We start from the raw sequence: 24,930 nt of genomic DNA, 5'->3' as shown, positions 1-24,930 counted from the left end.
TCCGTTATTCTTGTTCATATCGCTATTTGCGGCCCGCTCGCGGACATAGAGGCCGCTATTGCGGGATTGCCGGTCTTTTTTAGCCAAATTCGGGGTCTATAACGCCCCTCCAGTCCGAATCCTATCGCCATTGTACCGTTTTTTACGAAATAGCGTCCCCTGAGTCCGATGCCCTCTGCCTGCACTTGCACAAGCCGAAAAAGGCTTCATGAGAGGCATTCCTCTCATGAAGCCCTGATCTTCGTTCGCACCTGTTTCTACTATATATAAAGTAGTCTTATTTACTCACGATATCTTTGACGGCCTTGTCGAACTTGTCGAACAGTTGGTCCTTGTCGATGGAGCCGCCTTGATATTCCTGCATGGCCGCGCCCCAGCCCTGGATGACGCCGTCAGGATACCGGCCCCAGTTCCAGCCGCCCGCTTCCTTCGCTTGCTCGGATACGGCCGCGCCGAGCTGACCGATGTCCGCCTCGGTCGCGGGGATCGTGACGAACGCCGGGATAAACTTGAACTCCTTGGTCATGTAGCTCTTGCCCGTCTCGGAGGCGACCATCCACGCCAGGAACTTTTTCGCTTCTTCGGCGTTCTTGGACTTGCTGTTGACGATCCAGAAGTTCGCCGGGCCGGTGTAGATGTGCGCCTTGCCGCTATCGTCGATCGGGACCGGCATCATGCCCAGATTCAGCTTGGCGACCTTGTCGACATCGCCTTGGATCCAGTTGCCTTGCTGGATCATGGCCGCTTTGCCGCTGGCGAACGTAGCGACTTGGGTCGCGTAGTCGGTCGTCAGCTTATCCTTCTGGGAATACTTGAAGACGAGATCGACATAGTTGATCCACTTGCCGAACACTTCGTTGCCCTTGAAGGAAGCGGTGCCCGCTTTATTGTCCTCGATAAACTTGACGGGATCGGGCTGCTCGGAGAGACCGATATTGATCGTGTGATGGCCGATCGACCACCATTCGTTCGTCGTGGAGAACGGCGTGATGCCGGCGTCCTGCAGCTTCTTGGCCGCGGCCTCGAGCTCGGTCAGCGTCTTCGGGAGCTCTGTGATGCCCGCCTTGGCGAACAAGTCCTTGTTGTAAATGATGCCGTAGCCCTCGATATTCATCGGCATGCCCAGCAGCTTGCCGTCCACCTGGGCCGGAGCGGCAGCCGAGTTGACGACGTCGGCAGCCCAGGATTCGCCCGAGAGATCCGTCGCGCGGTCGTAGTAGGGCTCGAGCGCCGCATAGCCTTCGGAGTTGAAGATCTCGGGCTCGGAGCCCGAAGCGATCTCGGCCTTCAGGAGCGCATTGTAGTCCTCGCCGCCGCCGTGCGTTTCGACGTCGACCTTGACGCCGGTTTCCTTTTCATAGGCTTCGGCCATCTTGTTCAAGGCGTCGGCGATCTCGACCTTGAACTGGAACACTTTGATCGTGACGTTCTTCTTGGGCGCGTCGGAAGATGCGGCAGCGGACGATGCCGGCGCGGACGACGCGGCGCCCGAAGCGGCTTCCGAAGATGCCGGCGAAGCGTTGCCGTTGTTGTTGCCGCAGCCTGCGGCGACCGTTAGGAGCGATGCGATCAAGATGCCTGCGGAGATGCGTTTCATGTAATGACCTCCCATGTATTCAATCATCTGGCTACAGTGTCGAGTATAGTGGAGAAAACGTTTGCACAAAACCGACGATGTTGTTGTCAAAAGTGTAACATATTGATCCTGCCTAACCTTTGACCGAACCTGAGGCGATCCCTTCGACGATGTGCTTCTGCAGCAGCAGGAACAGCACGACGATCGGCGTGACGCTCATGGCAAGACCGGCAAGCGCTAGATCCCACTGCTTCGTATACTGCCCGAAAAACCGCGTGACCGCGAGCGGAATCGTCGTCAGGTCTTTGTTCGAGCCGATGATGAGCACAGGCAGCAGGTAGTCGTTCCAGATCCACAGCGTGTTCAGAATGACGACCGTGACGGCGATCGGCTTGAGCAGCGGAAATACGATCCGCCAGAACACGCCATAAGGCGAGCATCCGTCCATGACCGCGGCCTCCTCGATCTCGAGCGGCACGCCTTTGATGAAGCCGTGGAACAGGAACACCGACAGCGCGAGACCGAAGCCGAGATAGCATACGACGATGCCGAGCAGGTCCCCGCGCAGCTCCAGAATGCTCGTCACGCGCACGAGCTGCAGCATGACCGACTGGAACGGGATGATCATCGACGAGATGAACGCGAGAAACAGCAGATTGTTGAAGCGCGTCGGCCTGCGAACGAGCCGGTAAGCGGTCATCGAACTGATCGTCACGATGCCGGCGACGCTGATCGCCGTGATGACGATGGAGTTGCGAAGCGCGGTCGGGAAGCGGATCATGTCCCATACCCGCGAGTAGTTCGTAAACTTGTAGGCTTCCGGCAGCGAGGCCGCGTCGACGAGGATCTCGCCCAGCGTCTTAAGCGAATTCACCAGCACGAAGTAAAACGGAGCGAGAAACAGCAGCGCCAGCAAGATCGCGAATATCTCGATTCCGGCGAGCCGGTAGCGAAGCGAGCGGTCGCGGTTCATCAGGCCTCCACCTCCTTGCGCTTGGTGAGCCACACCTGCGTCACCGCGATGAGCGAGACGGCCAGGAAGAACAGCATCGCCTTCGCCGTGCCGAGGCCGTAGCGGTTATTGACCAGCGCTTCCGCGTAAATGTTGTAGGCGAGCGACTGCGTCGACGTGCCAGGGCCGCCCTTGGTGAGCGACAGGTTCAGGTCGAACATCTTGAAGGCGTTGGAGATGGTGAGAAACAAGCATACGGTAATGGCCGGCATGATGAGCGGAAGCGTAACCTTGCGAATGCTCTGCCAGTAGCCCGCTCCGTCGATGGTCGCGGCCTCGAGCATGTCCTTCGGGACGCCGGTCAGCGCCGCGATGTAGATGACCATCATGTAGCCTGCCGACTGCCAGACGAACACGATGACGAGCCCCCAGAAGCCGGTGCCCGCCGTGCCGAGCCAGGGCTGCTCGAAGAAGGACCAGCCGGTCATTTCCCCGATCGTCTTGAAGCCCTTGGTGAAGATGAACTGCCAGATATAGCCGAGCAGGATGCCTCCGATCACGTTCGGCACGAAGAAGACCGTCCGCAGCAAATTGCGCGTCTTCAGCGCCCGCGTCAGCATCAGCGCCAGCAGGAACGCCAGCAGGTTCGACGCCAGCACCGTGACCGCCGTGAAGCGGAGCGTGAAGCCGAAGGCGGCCCAGAATTTGTCGTCGCGCATGAAAATGCGGTTCAAATTGTCCATGCCCGTCCAATGCGCCTTGTTCAGGTCTAGGCCGTTCCACTCGGTGAACGAATAATAAAAGCCGAGCAAGAACGGCACGAGCACGATGATCGAGAAAGCGATCAGGCCGGGTCCCACGAATACGAGCTGCTGCAGCCACTCTCCGGATTTACCGCCGCGTTTGGTCATGAGGCACACTCCCTTTCCGTTATGTAAAATATAAAGCCATATTGCGGCATCGACCACCGATAGATATGATGGGTTTGGTGTAATATATTGACCTCGGGGGAACCGCCTTGAAAAAAAGCATCCGCACCAAGTTGATGGCGCTGCTCCTCGCGGCCACCATCGTCCCGATGGCGCTGTCCATGGTCATCTCGGATTTTTATATCAAAAACCAGGTGACGGGCAAGGCGATCGCGGAAAACCGCAGCCTCCTCGAGGTCGGAAAAGACAATATCCTGAATTATATGAACACGCTCAACCGGAACTCGTTAAGCGTCTACAACTCGATTAATTCGCCGACTTCCCTGTACGCCATCATCGAGCGCTTCACGGCGCCCGGCGCGGATGCGGAGGCCGCGGATCTCGCCTATCGCACGACGATCTACCAGCATCTCTTGAACATGTACCAGTCGAACAAAGAAATTCATCAGATCCATCTGCAGATCGGACGGGGCGAGGATAGCTGGTCCTATCTATTGGCGCGCGGCCTGTTCCGCAGCGGATATGAAGCCCAAGGCGGCTGGCCCGCCGGGCGGGCGGACGACCCGGCGCCGTTCATGGAGCCGGCCCACAAGAGCGCGAGCTACGCGCTAGATTCGCGGCGATCCGTGTCCGCCCGGGACGTGATCACGCTCAGGCGGCCGATCATTCGCACGCCGAGCGACCAGGTCATCGGCTACTTGTCGATCGACGTCCTGCTGACCGAGCTGGGCGACATCTGCGGGCGGCTCGCGCTTTCGGAGGAGGAGAAGCTGTACGTGCTCGACCGCGGAGGCAACGTCGTATGCGGCGCGAAGCCGGAGGACGGCGATCTGCTTAAAAATACCGGCTGGACGCGCAAGCTGCTGACGGATACGGGCGGCACCGGCGATTTCAAGTGGTCGGATTCATCCTTTTCCGGCTATGTCGTCTACGATACGCTGCAGACGCAGTTCATGGACTGGGTCGTCGTGAAGCAGCTGCCTTACGACTATCTGTACCAGAACGCGCAGGGCATCCGAATGATCAACTCGCTGATCATCTCGCTGTCGCTCATCGTCGCCGTCATCGCGACGCTCGTCGTGTCCGTGCAGTTCACGAGCCCCATCAAGAAGCTGATCGCGCGCATGAACCTGGTTCAAGCCGGCAAATGGAGCGCGGGCGCGGACGCCCGCCTCGTGCGGAGCAGCGACGAATTCGGCGTCCTGGAGCGGCGCTTCGGCACGATGGTATCGACGATCGAGGAGCTGATCAACCGGGAGTACAAGCTGGCGCTCGCGAACAAGACGAACCAGCTGAAGGCGATGCAAGCCCAGATCAACCCCCATTTCCTGAACAACGCGCTGCAGTCCATCGGGACGCTCGCACTGCAGTCGAACGCGCCCAAGGTTTATGGGCTCGTCGCGGCCATGGCCCGGATGATGCGCTACAGCATGAACACCGAGGAGAGCGTCGTGCCGCTGTCCGCGGAGCTCTCCCACGCCAAGGCTTACCTGGAACTGCAGAAGCAGCGGTTCGGCGAGGATCTGGACGCGTTCTACGAGATCGATCCGGAGACGATGGATGTCGCGGTTCCGAAGATGCTGCTTCAGCCGCTCGTCGAAAATTACTTCAAGCACGGCTACGAGCCGGGGACGGGGGGCGGCTCGGGGGACGGCGGCGCGGGCGGCGGTAGCGTTGAAAAAGAAGCGGGAATAGCCGAAGCGGGCGGAACGGGCGCGGCTGGCGCCGCAGGTCAGGCGGGCGCCAAGCTGTACGTTCGCGCTTGGCTGGAGGGCGAGCGCGAATGGCTGCGCGTCGAGATCGCGGACAACGGCAAGGGCATGGAGCCGGGACCGTTGGAGAGCCTTCGCGCCCGCCTGAACCGCGCGGCGGCGGAGGACGGCATGGGCGGCCAAATCGGCCTGGCCAACGTCCGCATGCGGCTTCGTTTGTATTTCGGCGAAGAGGCGGGCATGGCGGTGGACGCTTCGCCGGGCGGCGGATTCAAGGCCGCGCTCCGGATTCCGCTGCGGCAGACGCCGGCCGCGGAAGAGATGCCGGCCGGCGCGCAAGCGCGCGAAGCGGGCGACGATAGGGAGGGGACGAGATGAAGGTCGTCATCGTAGACGACGAGCGCCACGTACGGGAGGCCGTCCGGCTGCTCGTCGATTGGGAGACGCTCGGCATACGGGAGATTCACGAAGCGGCCAACGGCGAGGAAGCGGCCGCGCTTATCGAGCGCGTGCGCCCGGGCATCGTCGTCACCGACATGATGATGCCGGTTCGGGGCGGCCTCGACCTGCTGGCTTGGCTGCAAGCGAACAATCCCGAGATTCAGAAGATCGTCATCAGCGGTCACGACGATTTCCATCTCGTGCGCGGCACGATGCAGCACGGCGGGCAGGATTACCTGCTCAAGCCGATCGATCCCGAGCAGCTGACCGGCGCGCTAGCACGCGCTGTTGCGAGGTGGAACGAACAGGATCGGTCCCGCAAGCACGAGCTGGCGCGGAATATGGAGATCAACCAACTGCGCCCGGTCATGCGCGATCGCATGTTTTCCGACTTGCTCGGCGGCGATCCCTACGGCAACGCGCAAACCGTCCTGCTGAACGAGTCCGGCGCCCCGCATCCGTCTTCGTGCCTCGTCGCCGTCCTGGACGTCGATTCGGCCTCGCCCGAAGTGGCGGACCGGTACGCCCGCCATCGGGACCTGCTCTACTTTACGCTGACGAACATCGCGGACGAAGTGCTGCGGCGAGGCGAACGCGGCATCGCCTGCCGCAATCTTCGCGCGGAAAGCGAGATCCTCCTTTTTGTCTGGGCGGATCCCCGCGCTGCGCGGCCTGAAGCGACGCTGGAGGAGACGCTGTCCGCGATCAACGACGGCTGCTTCCTGACGCTCAAGTGCCGCTTCGACTTCGGCATCGGCACCGTACAGCCCTTTCCCCAAGGCGCCGCGATCTCTTATCAGTCTGCCCGGGCCGCGCTGCACGAACGGAACCTCCTTGCGGAGCGGACCTATCATTACCGGCCCGAGGCAGCGGGAGCCCGCCCCTCCTTCGCCCCGCCGCGTCTGGACGCGTACGAGGAAGGCCTTCGCCTCGCCGTGCTTGGCGGCTCCGACCGGCAGATCGGGGAGGCCGTCGGCCGCTGGATGGCGGAAGTGCGCCGCATGCCCCGAATCAGCGGCGAGCAGCTGCAGCGGTGGCGAAACGATTTCGGCGAAATGCTGAGGCGATGGCGGGAGACGAAAGGCACGCGGGCGGACGTCCCGGGCGATGGACGCGCTCGCTCCGGAGAGGCGGACGAAGACCCGGCTCCGACCGGCGTCTTCCCTATGGACGCGCACGGACGACTCGACCTCGACCGCCTTGAAGCGATGCTGCGCGATTTTCTGACCGCTTATGCCCGCAGCCGCTCGGCCGCCGGCCAACAAGCCCAGAGCGCGATTCCCGCCGTCGTCCGCTACATCGAGCAGCATTACAACAAGGAGCTCACCCTGCAGGACATCGCGAGCCGATTTTATTTGAGCCGGGAGTATATCTCCCGCCGGTTCAAGCAGGAGACCGGGGAAAACCTCATCGACTTCCTCGGCCGCATTCGCATCGACAAGGCGAAGCTGCTGCTCGAGAATCCGCACTTTAAAATCTCGCAGGTCGCCGAGATGGTCGGCTACCAGGATGAAAAGTATTTCAGCAAGGTGTTCAAAAAACTCACGGGGCTGTCGCCGAACCAGTACCGAAAGTCATAAACGCATGCAAGGGGAAGCCGTTAGACGGCCTCCCCTTGTTTTGGCTTTAGACGATATCCTCGGGCATCAAGACGCCCCCCGCGCGAAGCGTCAGATCAGGAACATCGCGACGACGGTCGTCACCGCGAGTCCGATCAGCACCGGCAGCAAATTGCGCCGGGCCAGTTCGAACGGGCTGACGCCGCAAATGGCCGCCGCGGGGATGAGCGCCCACGGGATCAGCGTGCCGCCCCCCACCCAGATGGCCGCGACTTGACCGAGCGCCGTCAACGTGTCGGTGCCGCCGACCGAAGCGCCGAACATATTCGCGATGGAGCCCGCCAGCGAGATGCCGGAAAAGCCCGAGCCGTCGAGCCCGGTAATGGCGCCCACGACGGTCAGCGTCACGGAGCTCACCGCGCCGTTCAGCGGCACCGTGTTCGAAAGCGCGACGCCAAGATCGTTCACGATGCCGTGCGAGCCTTCCGGCAGCTTGCCGATGAGGTCCCCGAATGCCGAATCTCCGAGATAGAAGAAGGCGGCGATCGGAATGACGGGGCCGAATACGCGGAAGCCGAACTGCAGCCCCTCGATGAGGTAATCCGTCGTCGCCTCGAGCCCCCGATCGCCATGAGCCAGCAGCGTCACTGCGATAAGGATGAGCACGGCCGTGCCGCCGATGAGCGCCGTGGCGTCGCCGCCTTGCAGCTTGAACGCGATCATGGCGCCGACATCGGCCAGGAACAGCAGCGGAATAACCGCGGCAAGCACCCGCTTGAGCACGGGCGCCATCGGAATCGCATCGTTCTTCCCGCCGGCGTCACCTGCGGGCGCCTCCGCGACCAAGCCGTCGCGGAAGGCGCCGCGCTTCAAGTCCCTCCGCATCAGCCAAAACGCCGTCGCCGTCGTGACGATGCCCATCACCGCCACGAGCGGTATGCTTGCCTCCATGACCTGCGACACGGGCAGACCCGCCGCGTCCGCCGTCAGCTTCGGCGCGCCCTGAATGATGTAGTCTCCGGACAGCGCGATGCCATGTCCGAACAAATTCATCGCCATCGCGGCCCCGAGCGCCGGCAGTCCGACCCGCACGGCGACCGGGAGCAGCACCGCGCCGATCAGCGCGACGCCCGGCGATGGCCAGAAAAACCACGACGCGACCATCATGATGATGCCGATGCCCCAGTAAGCCATCGCGGGCGTCCGAATGAACCGCGTCAGCGGCGCGACCATTACTTCGTTGATCCCCGTCCGAATCAAAATCCGGCTCATCGAAACGATGATCGAAATGATGAGGATCGTGCCGATGAGCTCTTTAATCGCATAAATGAAGCTGTTGAATATGCCCGATACCGAGCTGCCGAGACTGTCCGTCGCGATCAAGCCCAGCGCAAGAATGCCGAACACGCACACCAGCATCGTATCGCGGCGCATTACGAGCATCGCCATGATAAATAAAATAAAAGCCAGGTACACCCAATGCAAGGATGTCAGGGCTATCTCCAAAGTCATCACCCTCTGCCTCTCCCCGAAGACTGCTACATCGTATGCGGAGAGGCGGGCGGGCGTTCGTCCCGGTGCAAGGGCCGGAGCTTCCCTTTCGTACGTTTACACGGTATCCCCCTCGAACAGGTTCAGCAGTCATAACCAAAAAAGCAACTACACCACCCCAAAGCCCATCCTATCATCCCCTTCATCTCTGTCTCTGTCGCCGCAAATCCTGCCATAGCAGCCAGAACATCCAAAGGAGTAACAGCGCCTTTCCGGCGGAAACCCACAAGTGGGACAACCGTGATCGGAGAGGAACCCGCCGTACCGATCGGCCAACCACAAGCGCAGAGCTACGCCAATCAGCACAAGAGTTGTGCCTTTGCTGAAACAAACGGATGACAGCCCTGGATTTGCGCCTTCCGCGGCATTATGATGGATAGAGCCGTTCTTCTATGACTCCCGACCGCCCTGTCTCGGACGTTAGCGGAACCGGGCCAAGAAAGGGGTACCCTTATGTCAATCAACCGCAGACTGTTTACGGACGCGGATTTCCAAGAGGCGATGGAGCGTCAGCTCCGCATGCGCGTTTTCAAAAACGATCATATCGTGGACAGCGGCGGCGTCATTCTTCGCTTCGACGACAACACCGTCGTCATTCAGACCAGCGTCAGCGAACTGGCCTATCACAATAGGCGGGACTGCGAATTTTTCGAGCTGAAGCGGAAAACCTGAGCTTATCCAACCATATTCGCCTCCTCTCGCGCATATCCATGGGGAACAGCGCAAGGAGGCGATTCCATTGAAAAAAGCTTTTTCGGTGTTGCTCGGTCTGTTCATCTGCATGATTGGCCTGATTCCCTTAGGTACCGCATCCGCGGCATCAGCCGCCCAGATCAAGCTGGACGCGAAGTACAGCGGCTACGAGAACTTCATCGTAATCGACAAATCGCTCAATAAGCTGGCGTACTTCAAGGAAGGCAAGCTCGTCAAAACGTTCCCGGTCGCGACCGGCGCCAAACCTTCGTACACCCCCGAAGGTCTTTTTGTCATTCAGGAGAAAATTAAAAATCGCCCCTACTACAAGGAAAAAATCAAAGGCGGCGATCCTAAAAATCCGCTTGGCGATCGCTGGCTCGGCCTCAAGGTGACGCTGAAAAACGGCGACGTCTCCTACGCTTACGGCATCCACGGCACCAACAATGAGAAATCGATCGGCAAATACGTATCCGCCGGCTGCATACGCCTGCACAATAAAGACATCCGTTGGCTGTACGACGAGATTCCGAGCAAAACGCTGGTGCTTATCCAAAAGTAACCATTCGCCCTTTTAGGACGGGAATATACGTTCCCAAAAAGGGATTGACTTCCAACATCGTTTCCGTGTATATTGAACGAACAGAATACTTATCATCCGACAGGGGAAGCACCCGTGAGTCAAGGCCACAGCCTTGCTTGCTGGTGCTTTTTTGCTGTCCAATCAACCTTTTCGGGGAGGAAATTCGTTATGCGATGGGGATTTAAAGTCGTGCTTGCGGCGGTACTGACGTGGTTTGCGATGTTGCCGGGGGTGTCGGAGGCCGCTGCGTTCACCTTCTCCGCGGCGGCCAAGACCGCTTACGACAAGATGTATGCGGCGACGGAGCCGGCGCTGCGCACCAAGATCGCGTCTCAACACGACGCGCTCGTATCGCTGGAGGCCAAGGGCGATCAGACGGACGAAGCGACCGCCGCCCTGCACGATCGCAACGAGCTGCAGTTGAAGACGGCCAAGCAGCGGATCAAAGACATCGACGCCGTCGATATCGCCAAGCTGGACGGACAGGTCAAGGCTGCGCAGGCCAAGTACAAGCCGCTCTTCGAAGGTTATACGGCGCTCAACAAGCGGATCGAAGCGGCACGCATGTTAAAAAACAAAGAGCTGAACGCGGCGCTCAAGCTTCAAGCCGATATCATGAAAGTGACGGTTCAACTCGCTCGCGACGATATTCGAGCCAAGCAAGACAAGCTCAAGCTCGCCAAAAGCGCCGCCACCGCGAAGTCGAAGCGAGCCAAGGAGCCGCTGGAAGCGATCGACGGGTTGAAGACGCGTATTCAAGCGGAAAAACGGGCCGCTTCCGCCGCAAAGCAGGCAGGCAAGACGCTCTGGAGCAGCTTTAATGCAGCCGCGAAAAAGAATGCCCCTGGAGACGCCTCCAGCGCGCTTGCGAGCCTGCTCAAGATAGCCGGCCAGATCAACGAAGCCAAGCAAAATCAATACGCGCTCGAGCAGAAAATCTCGGAGGCGATCGCACGCGCGTCGTTTTTGGCCGCGGCATGAACGCCCAAAAGGCAGAAGCAAGAAACCGAATTCAGGTTCATACACGCACAAAAGCCCGGCCATAGGCCGGGCTTTGCTATTTAAGGGCGTTGCCGCCGCTTAAAATCCTATTACAGCTTTACAACGTTCTCAGCTTGAGGACCGCGGTTGCCTTGAACAACGTTGAATTCAACGCGTTGGCCTTCGTCAAGCGTCTTGAAGCCTTCGCCGACGATTGCGGAGAAGTGAACGAATACGTCGTTGCCGCCTTCAACTTCGATGAAACCGAAGCCTTTTTCTGCGTTGAACCACTTAACTGTACCTTGTTGAGCCATTTGGTATTACCTCCAAAAAATGTTTTTTCTACATGACCTTTATTTTGCGTAGAAAATAAAATTCACATATTGTACAAGGTTATTAAAGCTTCTAAAATAATAACCCTCTACAATATGCGAACTCAGGTCAAGATTTAGATTAGATTCATCTTATCATATCTTGTCCAGGAACGCAAATGCAGAAATGGTCCATGTAAGGCAGAACAATAAAACGCTCTTCCTTGCCGGCTTCACTCCCCTCGGCAGGGTAAAGCGTCGCTCATATATAGGTTAACCAAATACGGGAGATCTTAAACAGGGTCGCACAACTTTTTTTTGGAAATATCGAATCTCCCCCTCAGATGCAAAGATGCCGCTCTCCATAAGGAGATACGGCATCGGGCGCGATCACGGGTATCCAAGTTCGATGCGGCGGCCAGCCTCAGCTGCGGCTCGACATCGACAGGCTCGTGTTCACGAGGGCGGGAAGCATGCGCTCGGTCTTTTCCATCGGCGATCCGCAGAGCGTGCAAGCCGGTTCGTCCGAAAACGCAAAATTTTCGCGAATCCATCCGTTGCAGCTATCGCTGGCGCAGGACCATACGGAAGTCGGCTCGAGGGGGACCTCTTCGACCGGTTTTTTGCGGGAATTGTACATGGAGCGCTCCTCTCCAAGGCTTAGCCTTGTTCCTTGTATTGGGCGTAACACAAGCAGCCTCGAACCGTCAAAACTAAAAAATCATATACTCGACAAGGCTTCGCTAACTGCCATGGAACCTTGACGATATATGATTCTCCACGTACATGCATTATATCCATCATAGCCCATAAAAGAACGGATGGCAAATCCAAAATGGTCCTTAAGCGGATTTCCGCCCCTTTTCAAAGCACGATTTAAGCCTTGGCGAACCCTTCTTCCTTCAAGTAGGCCGCGGCTTCGTCGTAGGAGTCGAATGCGCCGTCCAAGTTAAGCCCCGCATAGACGTACCACATCGCATCTTCGTCGTCGTACTTCAATTCCAGCGTCTGCCGCTTCTCGTTCCGCCAGATTTCTTCTAGGGCCGGCTCGGATGCTGCGCCCGCTTCGCCTCTGAGCGAATCGATGGATGCCGCGACGATCGTCCGCAGCTGTTCCTCCGAAAACTCGGCGATATTGGCGAAGCCTTTATCGTCCGTATCGTACCCGTCAAGCCTCCCCGCATATACGAAGCCGTTGCCGCTGCGGTGCAAATGATAAATGACGTTTTTCTTGTCGAAGGCGCTGCCTTCGAATTGATAATTGACGCGGCCGAGCGATACGTCCTTGCGCGTCAGCTCTTTGAATTCGTCGGCGATCGCCAGCTTTTGCTCAAAGCTCAGCATGCTTGCACGCTCCTTGTCATGATCTATCTATATCGCTGCGCATCCGCGCGTTCAACCGGCCGCTTCAGGTCCATCCCCAGAAAAAACCGTCGCGATCCCAAGCGACGCGGCCCCCGTGGAGCTTGCGAAACGCCTTGACCACCTCGCGGTCGAGCGCTGTATGGCCGCGTTCGTTCACGAACACGAATCGTTCGCCGAACTGCTCGCGGATATAAGCGACCGCTTCCTCCTGCTTCAACATTCCCCGATGGCGAATCTCGCTAACCATCCAGTCCGCCACGTCCTGCGCCGTATTTTCCATTCCGATGCCTCCTTGACTGCCGGTAACTCTTCTTGCGCTTGACCGTTTCTTATTGTACCAAATTGACGGGAATTGCAGGCAATTAATCGAGCGCCGATAAAAAAAGAGAAGGACGGTTCAGGCAGACCGCCCGGGTTGTCCCTCTCTGTAAAAACGTTAATCTTGGATCAAGCCTGCCTGCACGAGCAAGCGGCGAAGCATAGTAGCCGTCTCGGCGCGGGTCACCGATCCCGTCGGATCAAGCCGGCCTCCTGCGCCTTGAACGAGGCCCTCCTGCACGGCGCCCGCTACGTCCTCGCGCGCCCATCCGTGAATCGCGTCGCCATCGGCGAATGCAAGCAGGATGCGGTCCGCATCCCCGGTTGCCGCCGTGGCTTGAATGCCGGCGAGCTTCGCAGCGCGCGCGATTACCGCGAACGCTTCCTCGCGGGTGATCGTCTCGTCCGGCCGGAATCGGCCGTCGCTGCCGCCGAGCAGCAGGCTGTACGCCGCCGCTTGTTCGACGGCTCCGCCGTACCAGGCCCCAGCCTTTATATCCGCGAACGCGTTCGTTCCGTTCGCCGTTTGCGGCAGTCCCAGCGCTCGAATGAGCATGGCAGCGAATTCCGCGCGGCTGACGGCGGCGTTCGGGCGGAATTCGCCGCCCGAATAGCCGTACACGATCAGCCGAGCCGCCATGTCGGCGATCGCTTCCCGTGCCCAGTGCCCGCTCAGATCCGCGAAGTCCTGCGCCGTCGATCGGACGAGCGCGTAGGCGCTGTTCGTCAGACTGCGGACGACTGCGTAATACCGGCCGTCGCGGGCCACGATCTCCGTCGGAACCGGCCGAAGCGTGCCGTCGGGTTCGACCGCGACGGCCGTCACGCCTGTCGGATCGGCCCCAGCCGGCAGCGGCAGCTCTCTTTTTACAAAGGACTTGAAGCTGTCGACGACCGTCGCTCGGCCCGCATCGTCTACCTTTAATTCGAACGATACTGGCGAACCGATGATGGCATATCCCGCATCCGTTGCCGCCTGGGACAGCTGCAGGGCGGTCCCTTCTCCCCCTCGGCCCACGGTCAAGCTGTATGTCGCGCCGGCAGCCGCTTCGACAGGAGGAAGGTCGGTGATCGGAAGCGTATAGCTTCCTTGGGCCGTCACGAGCTGGAGCAACGCTCGTTTCTCCTTCATGGCGTTAAGCGCCGCTGCGTCGAACCGCACGGTCAGGCTCAACGCGTCGTCTGGCGCCGTGATCGCGATCGAAGTCCCCTCAGCCGCATCCGTCAAGCCGGTCGTCAGCGCCGATGATCGCAGCTGCACGTCGAGATCGTGCGCGTTCATGGTCGCCGCTCCGATAAGGGACTGCTCCGCTCCCCCGATCGTCAGCTTGAATGGAGGCGGAGTCGGCGTTGGCGAAGGCGTCGGTATCGGCGTTGGCGTCGCCGGATCCTGCGCCTTTTCTCTTTTGATTTGCAGCGTGTACTTCAATGCCCTGCCGTCTTCGGCAACGACCGCGATCTGCAAGGAGGCTGCGGAGGCGATAAGCGAGACGCGCTCGGATTCTGCGCCGAGCTCGACCGGGCCGACGATCCGCAGGCCTTCCCCGTCGTAAACGCTGGCCGTAACGGATTGGCGTTCGTTCGCGGCTGCCGACGTTATGTCGACCGAAGGGACTTCCTCCGGCAGGGTGATCGTGTACGCCGTCGTGTCCGAAGCAAAGGCCGTGCTCCAAACGCCCGCCGATAGATGGAGCGACGATAGCTTCGGCGCAGCTACAGGATCGGGGCCCGGGCCCGCATCGATCTCCCACTTGGCGTACAGCGTCAAGTCGGACGCGCCCATCGTCAGCTTGTCGCCATTCTTGTACACCGTTCCGGTGCCCTCGGCCGACAACGTCCAACCGACGAAGTCAAAGCCGGCTTTCGCCAGATTACCCGGATTGCCTCGCACCGTCACTTCGGCGCCTTCTTCATACGCGCCTGCATCCACGGGTACGCTGCCGCTATCGGTATCGCCTGCCTCGTACGTCACGCGATACGTCGTGATCGCCGTCCACTGCGCATACAGCGTCACGTCGTCAGCGCCGATGGTCAGCGTCTCCCCTGCCGAATACGGCGTGCCGCCGCCGTCCGGCTTGGTATTCCAGCCGGCAAAGGCATAGCCGCTTTTGACGAAGCCGCCGGCATTGCCCATGACGATCGCAGCCGCGCCGGGCCCGTATTCCTCGTCGTCGTTCGGACCCGGGCCGCCCGTTTCCCCGTTGCCTTCGTAGATTACCTTGTAGGGCGGGTTCTTCGTCCATTGCGCGTAGAGCACGAGGTCCTCATGCCCGATGGGCGCCAAATCGCCTTCCGCATAAGCCTCGCCGGTTCCGTCGGCTTTCGTGTTCCAATTCGCGAACGTGTATGCGGCTCTGACCAGCCCTCCGGCATTGCCGAGAACCTCGGCCTCTTCACCCTCATAGTAAGTGTAGTCGTCCACCGGCACGGTGCCCCCGGTACTTCCGTTCCCTCTATAGATGACGCTATACGTAGGGATGGCGACCGTCACGACCTGCTGCATCCCATAAGCGGTCTTATTGCCGGCCTTATCCTTGACGATCACGTTAAAGTAGTAAGGCATGCCGTCGAGCAGGCCCGTCAGTGCCAAGCTGTCGATATCGGCCGTATACGCGTTGACGACGATGCCTTTGGATTCGATATCCGCGACCGACTGAATATTGCTTTTAAAGGAACGATAAACGCGATATTGCAAGCCGGACTGCTCGGTCATGTTGTCGGTCGCCTTCGCCCACGTCAACGTAGCGCTGTTCGTCGTAACCCCCGAAGCCGCGATCGTGCCGGAGGCGACGTCCGGCGTCGTGCCGTCGAGCCATGCTTTGCTTTGAACGGGAACGGCGGTATCGGCACTGCTCGCGTTGCCGTGCTGCCCGTAGCTGCCGAGCCCCCAGCTCCAGACAGAACCGTCTTTGCGCAAGGCTGCCGAGTGAAAGGCGCCGGCCGCGATCTGCACGAATTCGGAAAGACCGCTTAACTGCACGGGCGCGTTTCGATTCGTTAGCGTGCCGTCGCCCACCTGCCCGTACTTATTGTAGCCCCAGGTCCATACCGTGCCGTCCGTCTTCAGCGCGATGCTGTGCCAGCCGCCTGCGGACACTGCCTTAACGCCGCTCAGTCCGTTCACCTGGACCGGCACGATCCGCTTGGTCGTCGTCCCGTCGCCCAGCGCGCCCCAGTCGTTGTCGCCCCACGCCCATACCGTCCCGTTCTCCTTCAGCGCGAGATTGTGATAGTTGCCGGCCGAGATCGCGACCACATGATCCAGCCCCGATACTCGCACCGGCGTCGTCTGAGCGACCGACTCCGTACCGTTCCCCATCTCGCCCGAAGAATTGAGTCCCCAAGCCCATACCGTCCCGTCGGCCTTCAGGGCGATGCTATGGTAGCCGCCGGCCGATACCGCGATCATGTTCGCGAGACCGGGGATTTCGGCAGGTACGGAGCGGTCTGTCAATGTGCCGTCCCCAAGCTCTCCGTTGCCGTTGTCTCCCCACGCCCACACGGTCCCGTCCTTCTTCAAGGCAAGCGTATGGTAGCCGATGCCGCCCGACAGCGAAGCCACGTCGCCGATCGCGATTTGCACGGGCAGCCATCTGTCCGTCTTCGTGCCGTCTCCCAACTGCCCGTAGTTGTTGGAGCCCCAGGCCCATACCGTCCCGTCCTTCTTGATCGCGAACGATTGTCTGACTCCCGCCGCGATCGACGCGACGCCGGTCATGCCCTGTGCCGCTACCGGGATGCTGCGATTCACGTTGGTTCCGTCGGCCAATCCGCCTTTTTCATTGCCGCCCCATCCCCATACGCTCCCGTTCGTCGTCAACCCGACATTGTGGTAATACCCCGCGACCAGCTGAGGTTCATTGCCCGGCGCGGCTGCGTCGGCGTTCCCGCCGTATATCGGAATGAGCCCCAGAAGCAGCGCCAGACACATCAGCATGCTCAATTTGCGTCTCAACTTGAATTCCTCCTCGCTTGCCGGCGCGCAGTCCGGCTTCTGCCGCTATTTTAAGGGAGGCCGGCAGGACGATACGATTATCGAAAGTTAATTCGGTTAAAGGAATACGCCGTTAATCCTTAATGCCGCTCATGCAAACAGCCCGCCCGCCGGAGGGCGAACGGACTGTTGGTCGGCCTTGATTTAAGGATTGACGTTGATCGTAAAGGTCGAGGTCGTATTCTTGATCGGCGTCACGACGTTGTTGAACTTCAGATTGTTAAACGTAACCGAGCCGACCGCCGGACCTTGGCCCGGTTCCGGCATTTCGTTCGCCCAGATGCCGACGCCGCTCTTCGCGTCGAACGCATCGCCGCTCTTCTGTGCGCCGGAGATGCTGATGTTGGTGAAGATCGTATCGGTCACCGGATTTTCCGGTTGCGTGCCGTTGTACTTCGTCTGGAACATGATGCCGTGATACGTCGGATCGACGATATCGACGTCGCTCACGCGAATGCCCTGGAACACCTTGGACGCCGAGAACACCCAGATCGCCGGGAACGTCTGCTGCCCCCAGAAGTGGCCGCCCGCACGCACGATCGAGATATTTTGCAGATTCGTGGTAGGGCTTGCGCCGAAGCCGTTCATCGGGTAGCCGAAATCGAGCGAGCTGATCGTAATACCCGAGTAGCAGAGCGTATCCGCGATGTAAATGTTGCGGAACGTGTTGGCGTACCCGCCGTATACCGCCAGGCCAGCCGCGCGCCAGGTGAGGATGGACGTCAGGTTTTCGAAAATGTTGTCCTTCTCGTCTGCTCCGCCCGCGTCGATCGCCGAGAACAGCGCGAAGCTGTCGTCGCCGGTCGCGCGCGCTTCGTTGTTGGAGATCAGGTTGTTCGTGCTGCCGTTCGTCATGTTGATGCCGTCGGCGAACGTATTACGGATGCGCGAGTTTTTGATCGTCACGTAGTCCGTGTTGGCGCCCCAATACATGCACACCATGTGTTCGGTCCAGATGTTGTCGATCGTCATGTTGGCGACGTTGGAAAAGTCGAACACTTTGCCCGGTCCGTCGATCCGGGACGTGTAGTTGCCGAAGTAGGCGAAGTTGGCAAAGGTGGAGCCGTTCGCCGTGGACGTCGCCGAGAAGCCGATGTCGGTGTTGGCCTGGTTCGACGGCGCGACGAAGCGCGTGTACCATGGACCGGCGCCGATCACCTTGATCGGTTTGCCGTACACCTGGAACTTGTTCGACGTCGTGTACGTGCCCGCCGGCAGGTAGACGCCCACGTAGGTCCCGGTCGTGTCCATCCGCACTTTGTCGAGCGCGTTTTGCACGTCCTGGTGCGTGAAGCCCGTCGGCACGACGTACTTGGCCGGGTCGGGATTCGCGATCGGCGACGCCTGCTCGAGGCTGACGAAGTCGATGGCGTAGTTCGTCGCGTTGGCCGCGTCCTTCTGCAGGCGGATCGTGCTGCCCGCCGGGATCGTCGTGTCGAACATAAGATTCGCTTCGTCATAAATGTGACGCGGCGAGCCGGAGCCCGGGCTGTTGCCCGGCGCGGTTTCGGAGCCGTACAGCCAGGCATACCTGGACGTCAGGTCGATGGCCTTGGCGAACGTGCCGTTGACGTAGACGTTCAGCGTCGCGTCGATGCCGTCGCCGCCCGGCGCGTCCGGGATGGAGAAGCGGGCGACTAGCGTGTTGGTGCTCGCCTTGGTCGTGAACTGCACGTAGCTGCCGGTGGCGTTCAGCGTGACCGCCTTGCGGCCGGACGCTTCGCCGGCGAGATCGCCGATGTTGCGGTTCGGCCCGACGACGGCCGCGCCGCCGCCGATCGTGCCGTCCTCGGCCTCGTACATGTCGAACGGCATGTTCGCGCCGCGTCCGACGAACAGCGGCTGCGTGGAGACGTTGTTCGCTTGCTTGACGGACAATTCGTTGCCGTCGGCGGCGATCTGGACCTTGACGTTGTACTTGCCGTTCGATGCGGTCCAACTGCCGAGCGCGATCGACGGGCTGGATGCGCCTGCGGCGAGCGTGCCGGTGTAGCTGGCGGTTAGCGTCTTAAGCACCGCATTGGTCGTGGCGTCCGTCAGCGTCAGCGTGACGGCGTGCGCGCCGGCGGCCGAAGCGATCGTGCCTTGATTTTTCAGGATGACGGAAAAATTCGTCGTATTGCCCGCAGCCGGATTGCTCGGGCTCCAGCTGACCGACGTTGCGACCAGGTCCGAGCTCTGAACCGGGCTGATCGTCAGGTTGGAAGCGGCAGCGTAGCTGTTGTTGTTTTCGTTCTGCTCGATGACGGCGTTGTCTTCGTCGATCTTGGCAGAGACGGCATAACTGCCTGCGTCCTTGGCGCCGATGCTGGCGGTGATGTTAGCCTGGGCGCCGGCCGCGAGCGCGCCCACGTTCGCCGTGCCAGCTTTGGTCGTGCCCAAATAGAAGTTGACGGTCGTCGCTGCGGATGCCAGCGTGCCGGCGTTTTTGACGGTCGCCGTCAGGTTGACGCTGTCCGTCTCGACCGGCGCGGACGGCGTCCAGGACAAGCCCGTCACGGTCAGATCCGGATTCGGCGCGGGTACGCCGATGACCTGGAACTCTGCCACCTGGCCGCCCGTCGCGCCCGTGTTCGCCGTGAACTTCAGCTGCACGCCGCTGGCCGTAGCGCTCACGGGGATGGTGACCGTATTGCCGGTCGCCGGGTTAAACGCGTACTGCGCGGACGAGACCAGGTTGTTGAATGCAGTCGCGTTCTGATCGCGGCCCAGCACCTGGATCGTCTGCGTGCGCGTCGCCCAGGCGTTGTCCGGATTGAGCTTCAGCACGATGGCGGAGATGCTGGCATTCGAGCCGAGCGAGACGGTCAGCGTGGCGGGGTAGCTGTTCGCATTGCTTTCCCAGTAGGTAGCCGTATTGCCATCGTTGGCGTTGGTAGCAACATAAGTCCAGTTGACGGAAGAAGCAGTGATCGGCTTGCCCTGCGCCAAGTTGGAGCCGGACGGCGGAGGCGTAGAGGTCGGCGTAGCGGTTGGCGTAGCCGTTGGTGTTGCGGTCGGCGTTGCCGTTGGCGTCGCTGTCGGCGTTGCTGTCGGCGTTGCTGTCGGCGTTGCCGTTGGCGTTGCCGTCGGCGTCGCGGTCGGCGTTGCCGTCGGCGTCGGCGTCGCGGACACTGCGGTCAGGGCGATTTGGTCCAAGTTAACGTTGCCGGAATCGGTCGCGTCGTATTTATAGGCAATCGTGTTGCTGCCCGCGTTCAGCGCGAACGTCTCGGATTGCGTTCCCCATGCATCCCAGTTGGCGAGATTGGCGAGCGTCGTCTGTTTGACCTTGGTGCCGTTCACATAGACGCTCAGCGTTCTGGCCGCGCCGTTCGCGTTGCCGTACTTCAGCGCGACCGCGTAGTTGCCGGCGGCTGCAGCATTGACGGTAAACTGCGTCTGCGCCCCTTGCGTCCAATAGCCGTCCACGAATCCCGTCCCCGTATAACCGGCGTGGTCCGTGTTCACCTTTGCCCCGCCGGACAACGCCGCGGCCTCGGCCTCGTAGACGTTGTTGGCCGGCGGCGCGACGGTTCCGTACACCTCGAGTTCGGACACCTGACCGGCCGGCCAAGCGCTGTTGGCCGTGAAGTTGACCTTGACGTAGCGCGCGCTGGCGGCGGCGAAGCTGATCGTCACCGCGTTGCCGGTCGCCGGGTTAAACGAATAAGACGCGGAAGCCGCGAGCGTGCTGTAGTTCGAATCGTTCAGGCTGCCCTGCACGGACAGCGTCTGGGAGCGCGTTCCCCATCCTGACGGCAGCTTCAGCACGACCTGATTTACCGCCGAAGCTGCGCCCAGGTCGACTCGGATCCACTGCGGCCATGCGTTGTTCGCGCTCTCCCAGTAGGTGCCGGCGTTGCCGTCCACGGCATTGCCCGCTTGGTACACGTCCGCGTACGAGCTTGCGGTCACAGGTTTGTTACCCGCCAGATTCGGACCGTCCGCATAAACTTTGGACGCCGGCAGTCCGGCCAGGTTGGCGAGCAGTCCGGCCATCAGCGCGAGCGCCAGCAAAGAAGCCGTCCACGGCTTCCGTTTCCCCGTATGCAGTTGCATAAACCTCATCTGCCTCCTTTTAGATGGATAACTCGATTTTCCGGTCCCTTCCGACTTAAGCGGCTGATCAGTGACCCTGTTAAAGTCAACGGCTCTGCGAACCTCCTCCTCCCGGATATGGATGATGCTTCCTTTCAAATTATAAGCGCTTACAAACCGGCCGACGATGTACATTCCTATGGGATGTGTGTGCGGAATTACGATACAAAAAAAGCCTCGCCCGCGAATCGCGGACGAGACGATCGTAAAGCTCAGCATGAACGTTAACGCCGCAAATGGTAAGGCACGGTCGCGATGATGACGTCCTTCTGATTGTAAAGATAAGCGCGGAGCAGCAGGCTCGACTGGTTGTGCAAAATATGCTGCCACCAGTGCTTGGCGATGAACTGCGGGATGAGGACGGTGATATGGTCGGTCTCGGCGGTTTTCCACTCGATCGTATCGATGAACTTCATGATCGGCCGGATGATGCTGCGATAGCTCGATCTCAGCGTGATGAGCCGGACGCCGGGATCCCAATCGGCCCATCTTTTCTCCATGCGCTCGATCTCCTCGTCGTCGAAGCCGACGTAGACGGCGACGACGTTGTCGGTCAGCGACTTGGCGTAGCTGAGCGAGTTCATGACGACGCGGGTGACGCCCGCGACCGGCACGACGATCGTGCTACCCTTGATGCACGGCTTTTCCTTCGTCGGATCGATGCGGAGCTCGTCGGCCGTATTCCGATAGTGGCGCGCGATGGCGAAGAAGGTCCACATAACGATCGGCAGGAAAACGAATACCATCCATACGTGCGTAAACTTGGTGAAAATGAAGATGAGCGTGATGCTCAGCGTGGTGAGCATGCCGATCGTATTGACCGCGAGACGCATCGCCCAGCCCTGCGGGCGCAGCCGGATCCAGCGCACCATCATGCCGAGCTGCGACAGCGTGAACGGGATGAAGACGCCGACCGCGTACAGCGGGATCAGATTCTCCGTATTGCCGTGGAAAAGAATGACGAGCAGCGCGGAAAATACGCCAAGAAAAATGATGCCGTTGGAGTAACCGAGCCGGTCGCCGCGAACCATGAAGGCGTGCGGCATGTATTTGTCCTTAGCCAGCATGAAGGCCAGCAGCGGGAACGCGGAGTACGCCGTGTTCGCCGCCAGAACCAGGATCAGCGCGGTCAGCGCCTGAATGACGTAATAAATCGTGCCCCGACCGAAGGTCGATTCGGCGATTTGCGAGACGACCGTCTGCTTTTCGTCCGGCGCTACGCCGTACCAGTAAGCGAGCAAGCTGATGCCGATAAACATCGCGCCCAGAATCGTCCCCATCATGATCAGCGTGGCTGCGGCGTTGCGCTCGGCCGGCTTTTTAAAGTTGGGGATGGCGTTGGATACGGCCTCGACGCCCGTAAGCGCCGAGCAGCCTGAGCTGAACGCTTTGAGCAACAGGAAAAGGCTGACGTTGGACACGGCGGCGCCGAACTCGGGCGCGTGGGCGTCCGCGCCGCCCGTCGCGTACTTGACGATGCCCGCGGCGATGAGCACGAAAATCGCGACGACGAACAGGTAGATCGGCGTGGCCAGTACGGAAGCCGACTCGGTCACGCCTCGAAGATTCATGACGGTCAGGATCAGTATGATGATGAGCGCGATCAAGACCCTATGCTCATGCAGCGACGGGAAAGCCGACGTGATCGCGTCCGTCCCGGCGGACGAGCTGACCGCGACGGTCAATATATAGTCGACCAGCAGCGAGCCGCCGGCCAGGAGTCCCGTCGAGACGCCGAGATTGTCCTTGGCCACGATGTAGGCGCCGCCGCCTGCCGGATAGGCGTAGATGGTCTGGCGATAAGACAGGATGAGTATGAACAAAAGTCCGAGCACCGCCAGCGAGATCGGCACCGAATACCAGACGGCCGCGAATCCCGCCGCCATGAGCACGAGCAGGATCTGTTCCGTGCCGTACGCTACCGACGACAGGGCGTCCGACGACAGTACGGCGAGCGCTTTGAACTTGCCGAGCTTGGCGCCTTCGATTTCCGCGCTCTTCATGGGCCTGCCGATCAGTAATCGTTTTACTTTGCTGACCATGGGGTTATCTCCTTTGCTGTTCCGACGCCGCACAGGCGCATCAAAAAAAGCCGCAGGAAAGGATCTCCCGCAGCTTATTCTTAGGCGAATAGCGGCGCAGGTTCCTCTTCCGGACGCTTGCGAGGTTAGCTGTCGGATTCGGGCTCGGCAAGCAGCCCTACGCCTGGCATGGCCAAGCGATTCACCCCTGGGCGCGCATGCGCGGCACCCGGTTGGTTCCCCCGTTCCCGCTCTCGCGGGATTCAGCGATTAGGATGTTGAATCACGAAATGAATCATACGTCACGTTCCATCTTCATGTAAACTGCCGCGGAAGGAGATGAAACAGCGCGGCGGCCGGTTAGCGCGCCAAGAGAGCGGTTACAAGCAAGCGGCTCTTGCATTATCGCGTTCTCGCACGTCCGCGCGCGGTTTATTGTGAATTGAGGTGATGAAGCGTCCGCCTGCGGGGAAAGCGCGGGCGAAAAAAAGCGGCTGGAGCGAGGCAGAAAAGCAGTAACCGCAAGATGCACGGTTACAGCGTGATAGTGGGGCCGAGGCGGTGCTGAAGCAGCAGAATTGGACCTCTGTCAATAAAGTAGACGCTCTCTAAGCTCACTTGTCCTTCTTGTTATAAAACTGGGTTCTGAATTGTTCTGGAGATAGGTAATCCAAAGAGCCATGAATTCTTTTACGGTTGTAGAAGAGCTCAATGTACTCAAACATCGCTTGCTGCGCCTGCGCCTTGGTCCTGAATTTCGTACAGTAAATAAACTCCTTTTTCAGCACGCTGTGGAAGGATTCAATGCAGGCATTATCGTAACAATTTCCCTTGCGGCTCATGCTCGCTTGCATGCCAAGTTGTTCTAGACGACCTCGATACGCATCGGAAGCATACTGAGAGCCTCGGTCCGAATGATGCAGTACGCTCTCGGAAGGTTGCTCGGACGCGTGAGCCTGTTCGAGTGCAGCCAGCACCAGGTCCGTCGTCATGCGGTCTGAGAGCTTCCAGCCGACGATGCGGCGGGTGTACAGGTCCATGATGCTGGCCAGATACAGACGGCCTTCCCGGCAAGGGATGTAGGTGATGTCGGCCATCCATACTTCATTCGGTAATGTCGTCTTAAACTGCTGATTCAGCACGTTAGGCGCAATCGCCAGGTCATGGTTGGAGTCCGTCGTGTTTACACGAAACTTCCTGGATACGCAGGATCTGAGGCCATGCTCACTCATGATCTGTCCCACCAGACGCTCGGAGACGATCCAGCCTTCGTTGCGCAAGATCCTCGTGATTTTAGGGCTGCCATAACGGCAATAGGAGTCGGTAAAAATCCAAGTGATACGCAGCAGAAGCGCTCTCCGGCGTTTTTGGTAGTTCGTCTCCTTGAGTTTTTCATTCATCCATTTGTAAAAACCGCTCCGAGAGACATTCAGTACGGCGCACATCTTCTCCAGTCGAAACTCGGAGCGGTGATCTTCGACAAACTGGAACCTTAGTTCCTTTCTTTGCTGAAGATGTGCATGGCTTTTTTTAAGATGGCGATCTCTTCCTTGAGATCTTCGATCTCACGCTCTTGAGAAGCAATCTGTTTTTCCTTCTGACGAATCGTTTCCCGATCCATGAGGGGCTCATTTTCAAACTTACGATGCTTGGTCATCCACTTCCTCAGCGTGCCGGCGGGGATGTCAAGTTCCTCTGCGATCTGGGGAATCGACTTCGTCTGTTCCTGAATGAACTTTACCGTTTGTTCGATGAACGCTTCGCTGTAATGTTTCCGCATCTCGCCCATGTAGGACACCTCACGTGATTTTTGTTTATTATCTCATGAGCTTAAGAGGTGTCCACTTTGTATTCTAGTTGCAAA

The 24,930-nt window shown here is 59.7% G+C and carries 17 protein-coding genes, 1 pseudogene and 1 riboswitch; of the genes and pseudogenes, 5 read left to right on the top strand and 13 right to left on the bottom strand.

Translation table 11 applies throughout. The features are described 5' to 3' along the window. Positions 1 to 277: 277 nt before the first annotated feature. The 3 genes from BM235_RS30605 to BM235_RS30595 all read right to left on the bottom strand — a co-directional run bounded on the left by BM235_RS30605 (position 278) and on the right by BM235_RS30595 (position 3,439). Entirely contained in the window at positions 278 to 1,597 is a 1,320-nt protein-coding gene (locus BM235_RS30605) for an ABC transporter substrate-binding protein (RefSeq protein ID WP_090118059.1), read from the bottom strand. Between the two features lie 112 nt (positions 1,598 to 1,709). Beyond that, complete coding sequence (locus BM235_RS30600) at positions 1,710 to 2,549, bottom strand: carbohydrate ABC transporter permease (protein WP_090118058.1); 840 nt, start codon at positions 2,547 to 2,549, stop codon at positions 1,710 to 1,712. Next, positions 2,549 to 3,439 carry a carbohydrate ABC transporter permease gene (locus BM235_RS30595; protein ID WP_090118057.1) on the bottom strand — a complete coding sequence of 297 codons (891 nt, stop codon included), beginning with the start codon at positions 3,437 to 3,439 and terminating at the stop codon, positions 2,549 to 2,551. Before BM235_RS30595 ends, BM235_RS30600 begins: the two co-directional genes overlap by 1 nt. A gap of 107 nt (positions 3,440 to 3,546) precedes the next feature. On the opposite strand from BM235_RS30595, the gene BM235_RS30590 reads away from it, so the two are divergent. Both BM235_RS30590 and BM235_RS30585 read left to right on the top strand, forming a co-directional pair. Continuing rightward, entirely contained in the window at positions 3,547 to 5,547 is a 2,001-nt protein-coding gene (locus BM235_RS30590) for a cache domain-containing sensor histidine kinase (protein WP_255374676.1), read from the top strand. Next, positions 5,544 to 7,190 carry a response regulator gene (locus tag BM235_RS30585; RefSeq protein WP_090118056.1) on the top strand — a complete coding sequence of 549 codons (1,647 nt, stop codon included), beginning with the start codon at positions 5,544 to 5,546 and terminating at the stop codon, positions 7,188 to 7,190. The genes BM235_RS30590 and BM235_RS30585 overlap by 4 nt, the downstream gene beginning before the upstream one ends. 90 nt (positions 7,191 to 7,280) lie before the next feature. On the opposite strand, the gene BM235_RS30580 is transcribed toward BM235_RS30585, so the two are convergent. Further along, positions 7,281 to 8,675, bottom strand: a complete 1,395-nt coding sequence (locus BM235_RS30580; protein ID WP_090118091.1) for a hypothetical protein — start codon at positions 8,673 to 8,675, stop codon at positions 7,281 to 7,283. A gap of 498 nt (positions 8,676 to 9,173) precedes the next feature. On the opposite strand from BM235_RS30580, the gene BM235_RS30575 reads away from it, so the two are divergent. From BM235_RS30575 to BM235_RS30565, 3 genes are all read left to right on the top strand, one after another. Next, on the top strand, positions 9,174 to 9,392 hold the full coding sequence (locus tag BM235_RS30575) for a hypothetical protein (RefSeq protein WP_090118055.1): 219 nt from the start codon (positions 9,174 to 9,176) through the stop codon (positions 9,390 to 9,392). Positions 9,393 to 9,459: 67 nt separating this feature from the next. Continuing rightward, positions 9,460 to 9,975 carry a L,D-transpeptidase gene (locus tag BM235_RS30570; protein WP_255374675.1) on the top strand — a complete coding sequence of 172 codons (516 nt, stop codon included), beginning with the start codon at positions 9,460 to 9,462 and terminating at the stop codon, positions 9,973 to 9,975. A gap of 189 nt (positions 9,976 to 10,164) precedes the next feature. After that, entirely contained in the window at positions 10,165 to 10,977 is an 813-nt protein-coding gene (locus BM235_RS30565; protein ID WP_090118054.1) for a hypothetical protein, read from the top strand. 110 nt (positions 10,978 to 11,087) lie between these two features. Here the strand turns inward: BM235_RS30565 and BM235_RS30560 are convergent, their stop codons facing one another. The 9 genes and pseudogenes from BM235_RS30560 to BM235_RS32405 all read right to left on the bottom strand — a co-directional run bounded on the left by BM235_RS30560 (position 11,088) and on the right by BM235_RS32405 (position 24,855). Next, on the bottom strand, positions 11,088 to 11,291 hold the full coding sequence (locus tag BM235_RS30560; protein WP_090118053.1) for a cold-shock protein: 204 nt from the start codon (positions 11,289 to 11,291) through the stop codon (positions 11,088 to 11,090). 421 nt (positions 11,292 to 11,712) lie between these two features. Continuing rightward, on the bottom strand, positions 11,713 to 11,928 hold the full coding sequence (locus BM235_RS30555) for a cold-shock protein (protein WP_090118052.1): 216 nt from the start codon (positions 11,926 to 11,928) through the stop codon (positions 11,713 to 11,715). Between the two features lie 236 nt (positions 11,929 to 12,164). Continuing rightward, entirely contained in the window at positions 12,165 to 12,632 is a 468-nt protein-coding gene (locus BM235_RS30550) for a hypothetical protein (RefSeq protein ID WP_090118051.1), read from the bottom strand. Positions 12,633 to 12,696: 64 nt separating this feature from the next. After that, a complete protein-coding gene (locus BM235_RS30545) occupies positions 12,697 to 12,933 on the bottom strand; it encodes a DUF6953 family protein (protein ID WP_090118050.1) in 237 nt (78 codons plus the stop codon). A gap of 156 nt (positions 12,934 to 13,089) precedes the next feature. Further along, complete coding sequence (locus tag BM235_RS30540) at positions 13,090 to 16,926, bottom strand: RCC1 domain-containing protein (protein ID WP_143106758.1); 3,837 nt, start codon at positions 16,924 to 16,926, stop codon at positions 13,090 to 13,092. A 183-nt stretch (positions 16,927 to 17,109) separates the two neighbouring features. Continuing rightward, positions 17,110 to 21,006 carry a galactose-binding domain-containing protein gene (locus BM235_RS30535; protein ID WP_369803578.1) on the bottom strand — a complete coding sequence of 1,299 codons (3,897 nt, stop codon included), beginning with the start codon at positions 21,004 to 21,006 and terminating at the stop codon, positions 17,110 to 17,112. Positions 21,007 to 21,269: 263 nt separating this feature from the next. Next, a complete protein-coding gene (locus tag BM235_RS30530) occupies positions 21,270 to 23,087 on the bottom strand; it encodes an APC family permease (RefSeq protein WP_090118047.1) in 1,818 nt (605 codons plus the stop codon). 99 nt (positions 23,088 to 23,186) lie between these two features. Next, positions 23,187 to 23,345, bottom strand: a riboswitch (cyclic di-AMP (ydaO/yuaA leader). Between the two features lie 335 nt (positions 23,346 to 23,680). After that, positions 23,681 to 24,544, bottom strand: a pseudogene (locus BM235_RS30525) (IS3 family transposase); the annotation flags it as partial. A 14-nt stretch (positions 24,545 to 24,558) separates the two neighbouring features. Then, the gene (locus BM235_RS32405) at positions 24,559 to 24,855 is read right to left on the bottom strand and encodes a transposase (protein ID WP_090110997.1); all 297 of its coding nucleotides are present in this window, start codon (positions 24,853 to 24,855) and stop codon (positions 24,559 to 24,561) included. Between the last annotated feature and the right edge of the window lie 75 nt (positions 24,856 to 24,930).

The sequence above is a fragment of the Cohnella sp. OV330 genome (assembly GCF_900112065.1).
In the GTDB taxonomy this organism is placed as follows: domain Bacteria; phylum Bacillota; class Bacilli; order Paenibacillales; family Paenibacillaceae; genus Cohnella.
The sequence above is the reverse complement of the archived record's forward strand: the minus strand, read 5'-3'. Positions and strand labels throughout refer to the sequence as shown.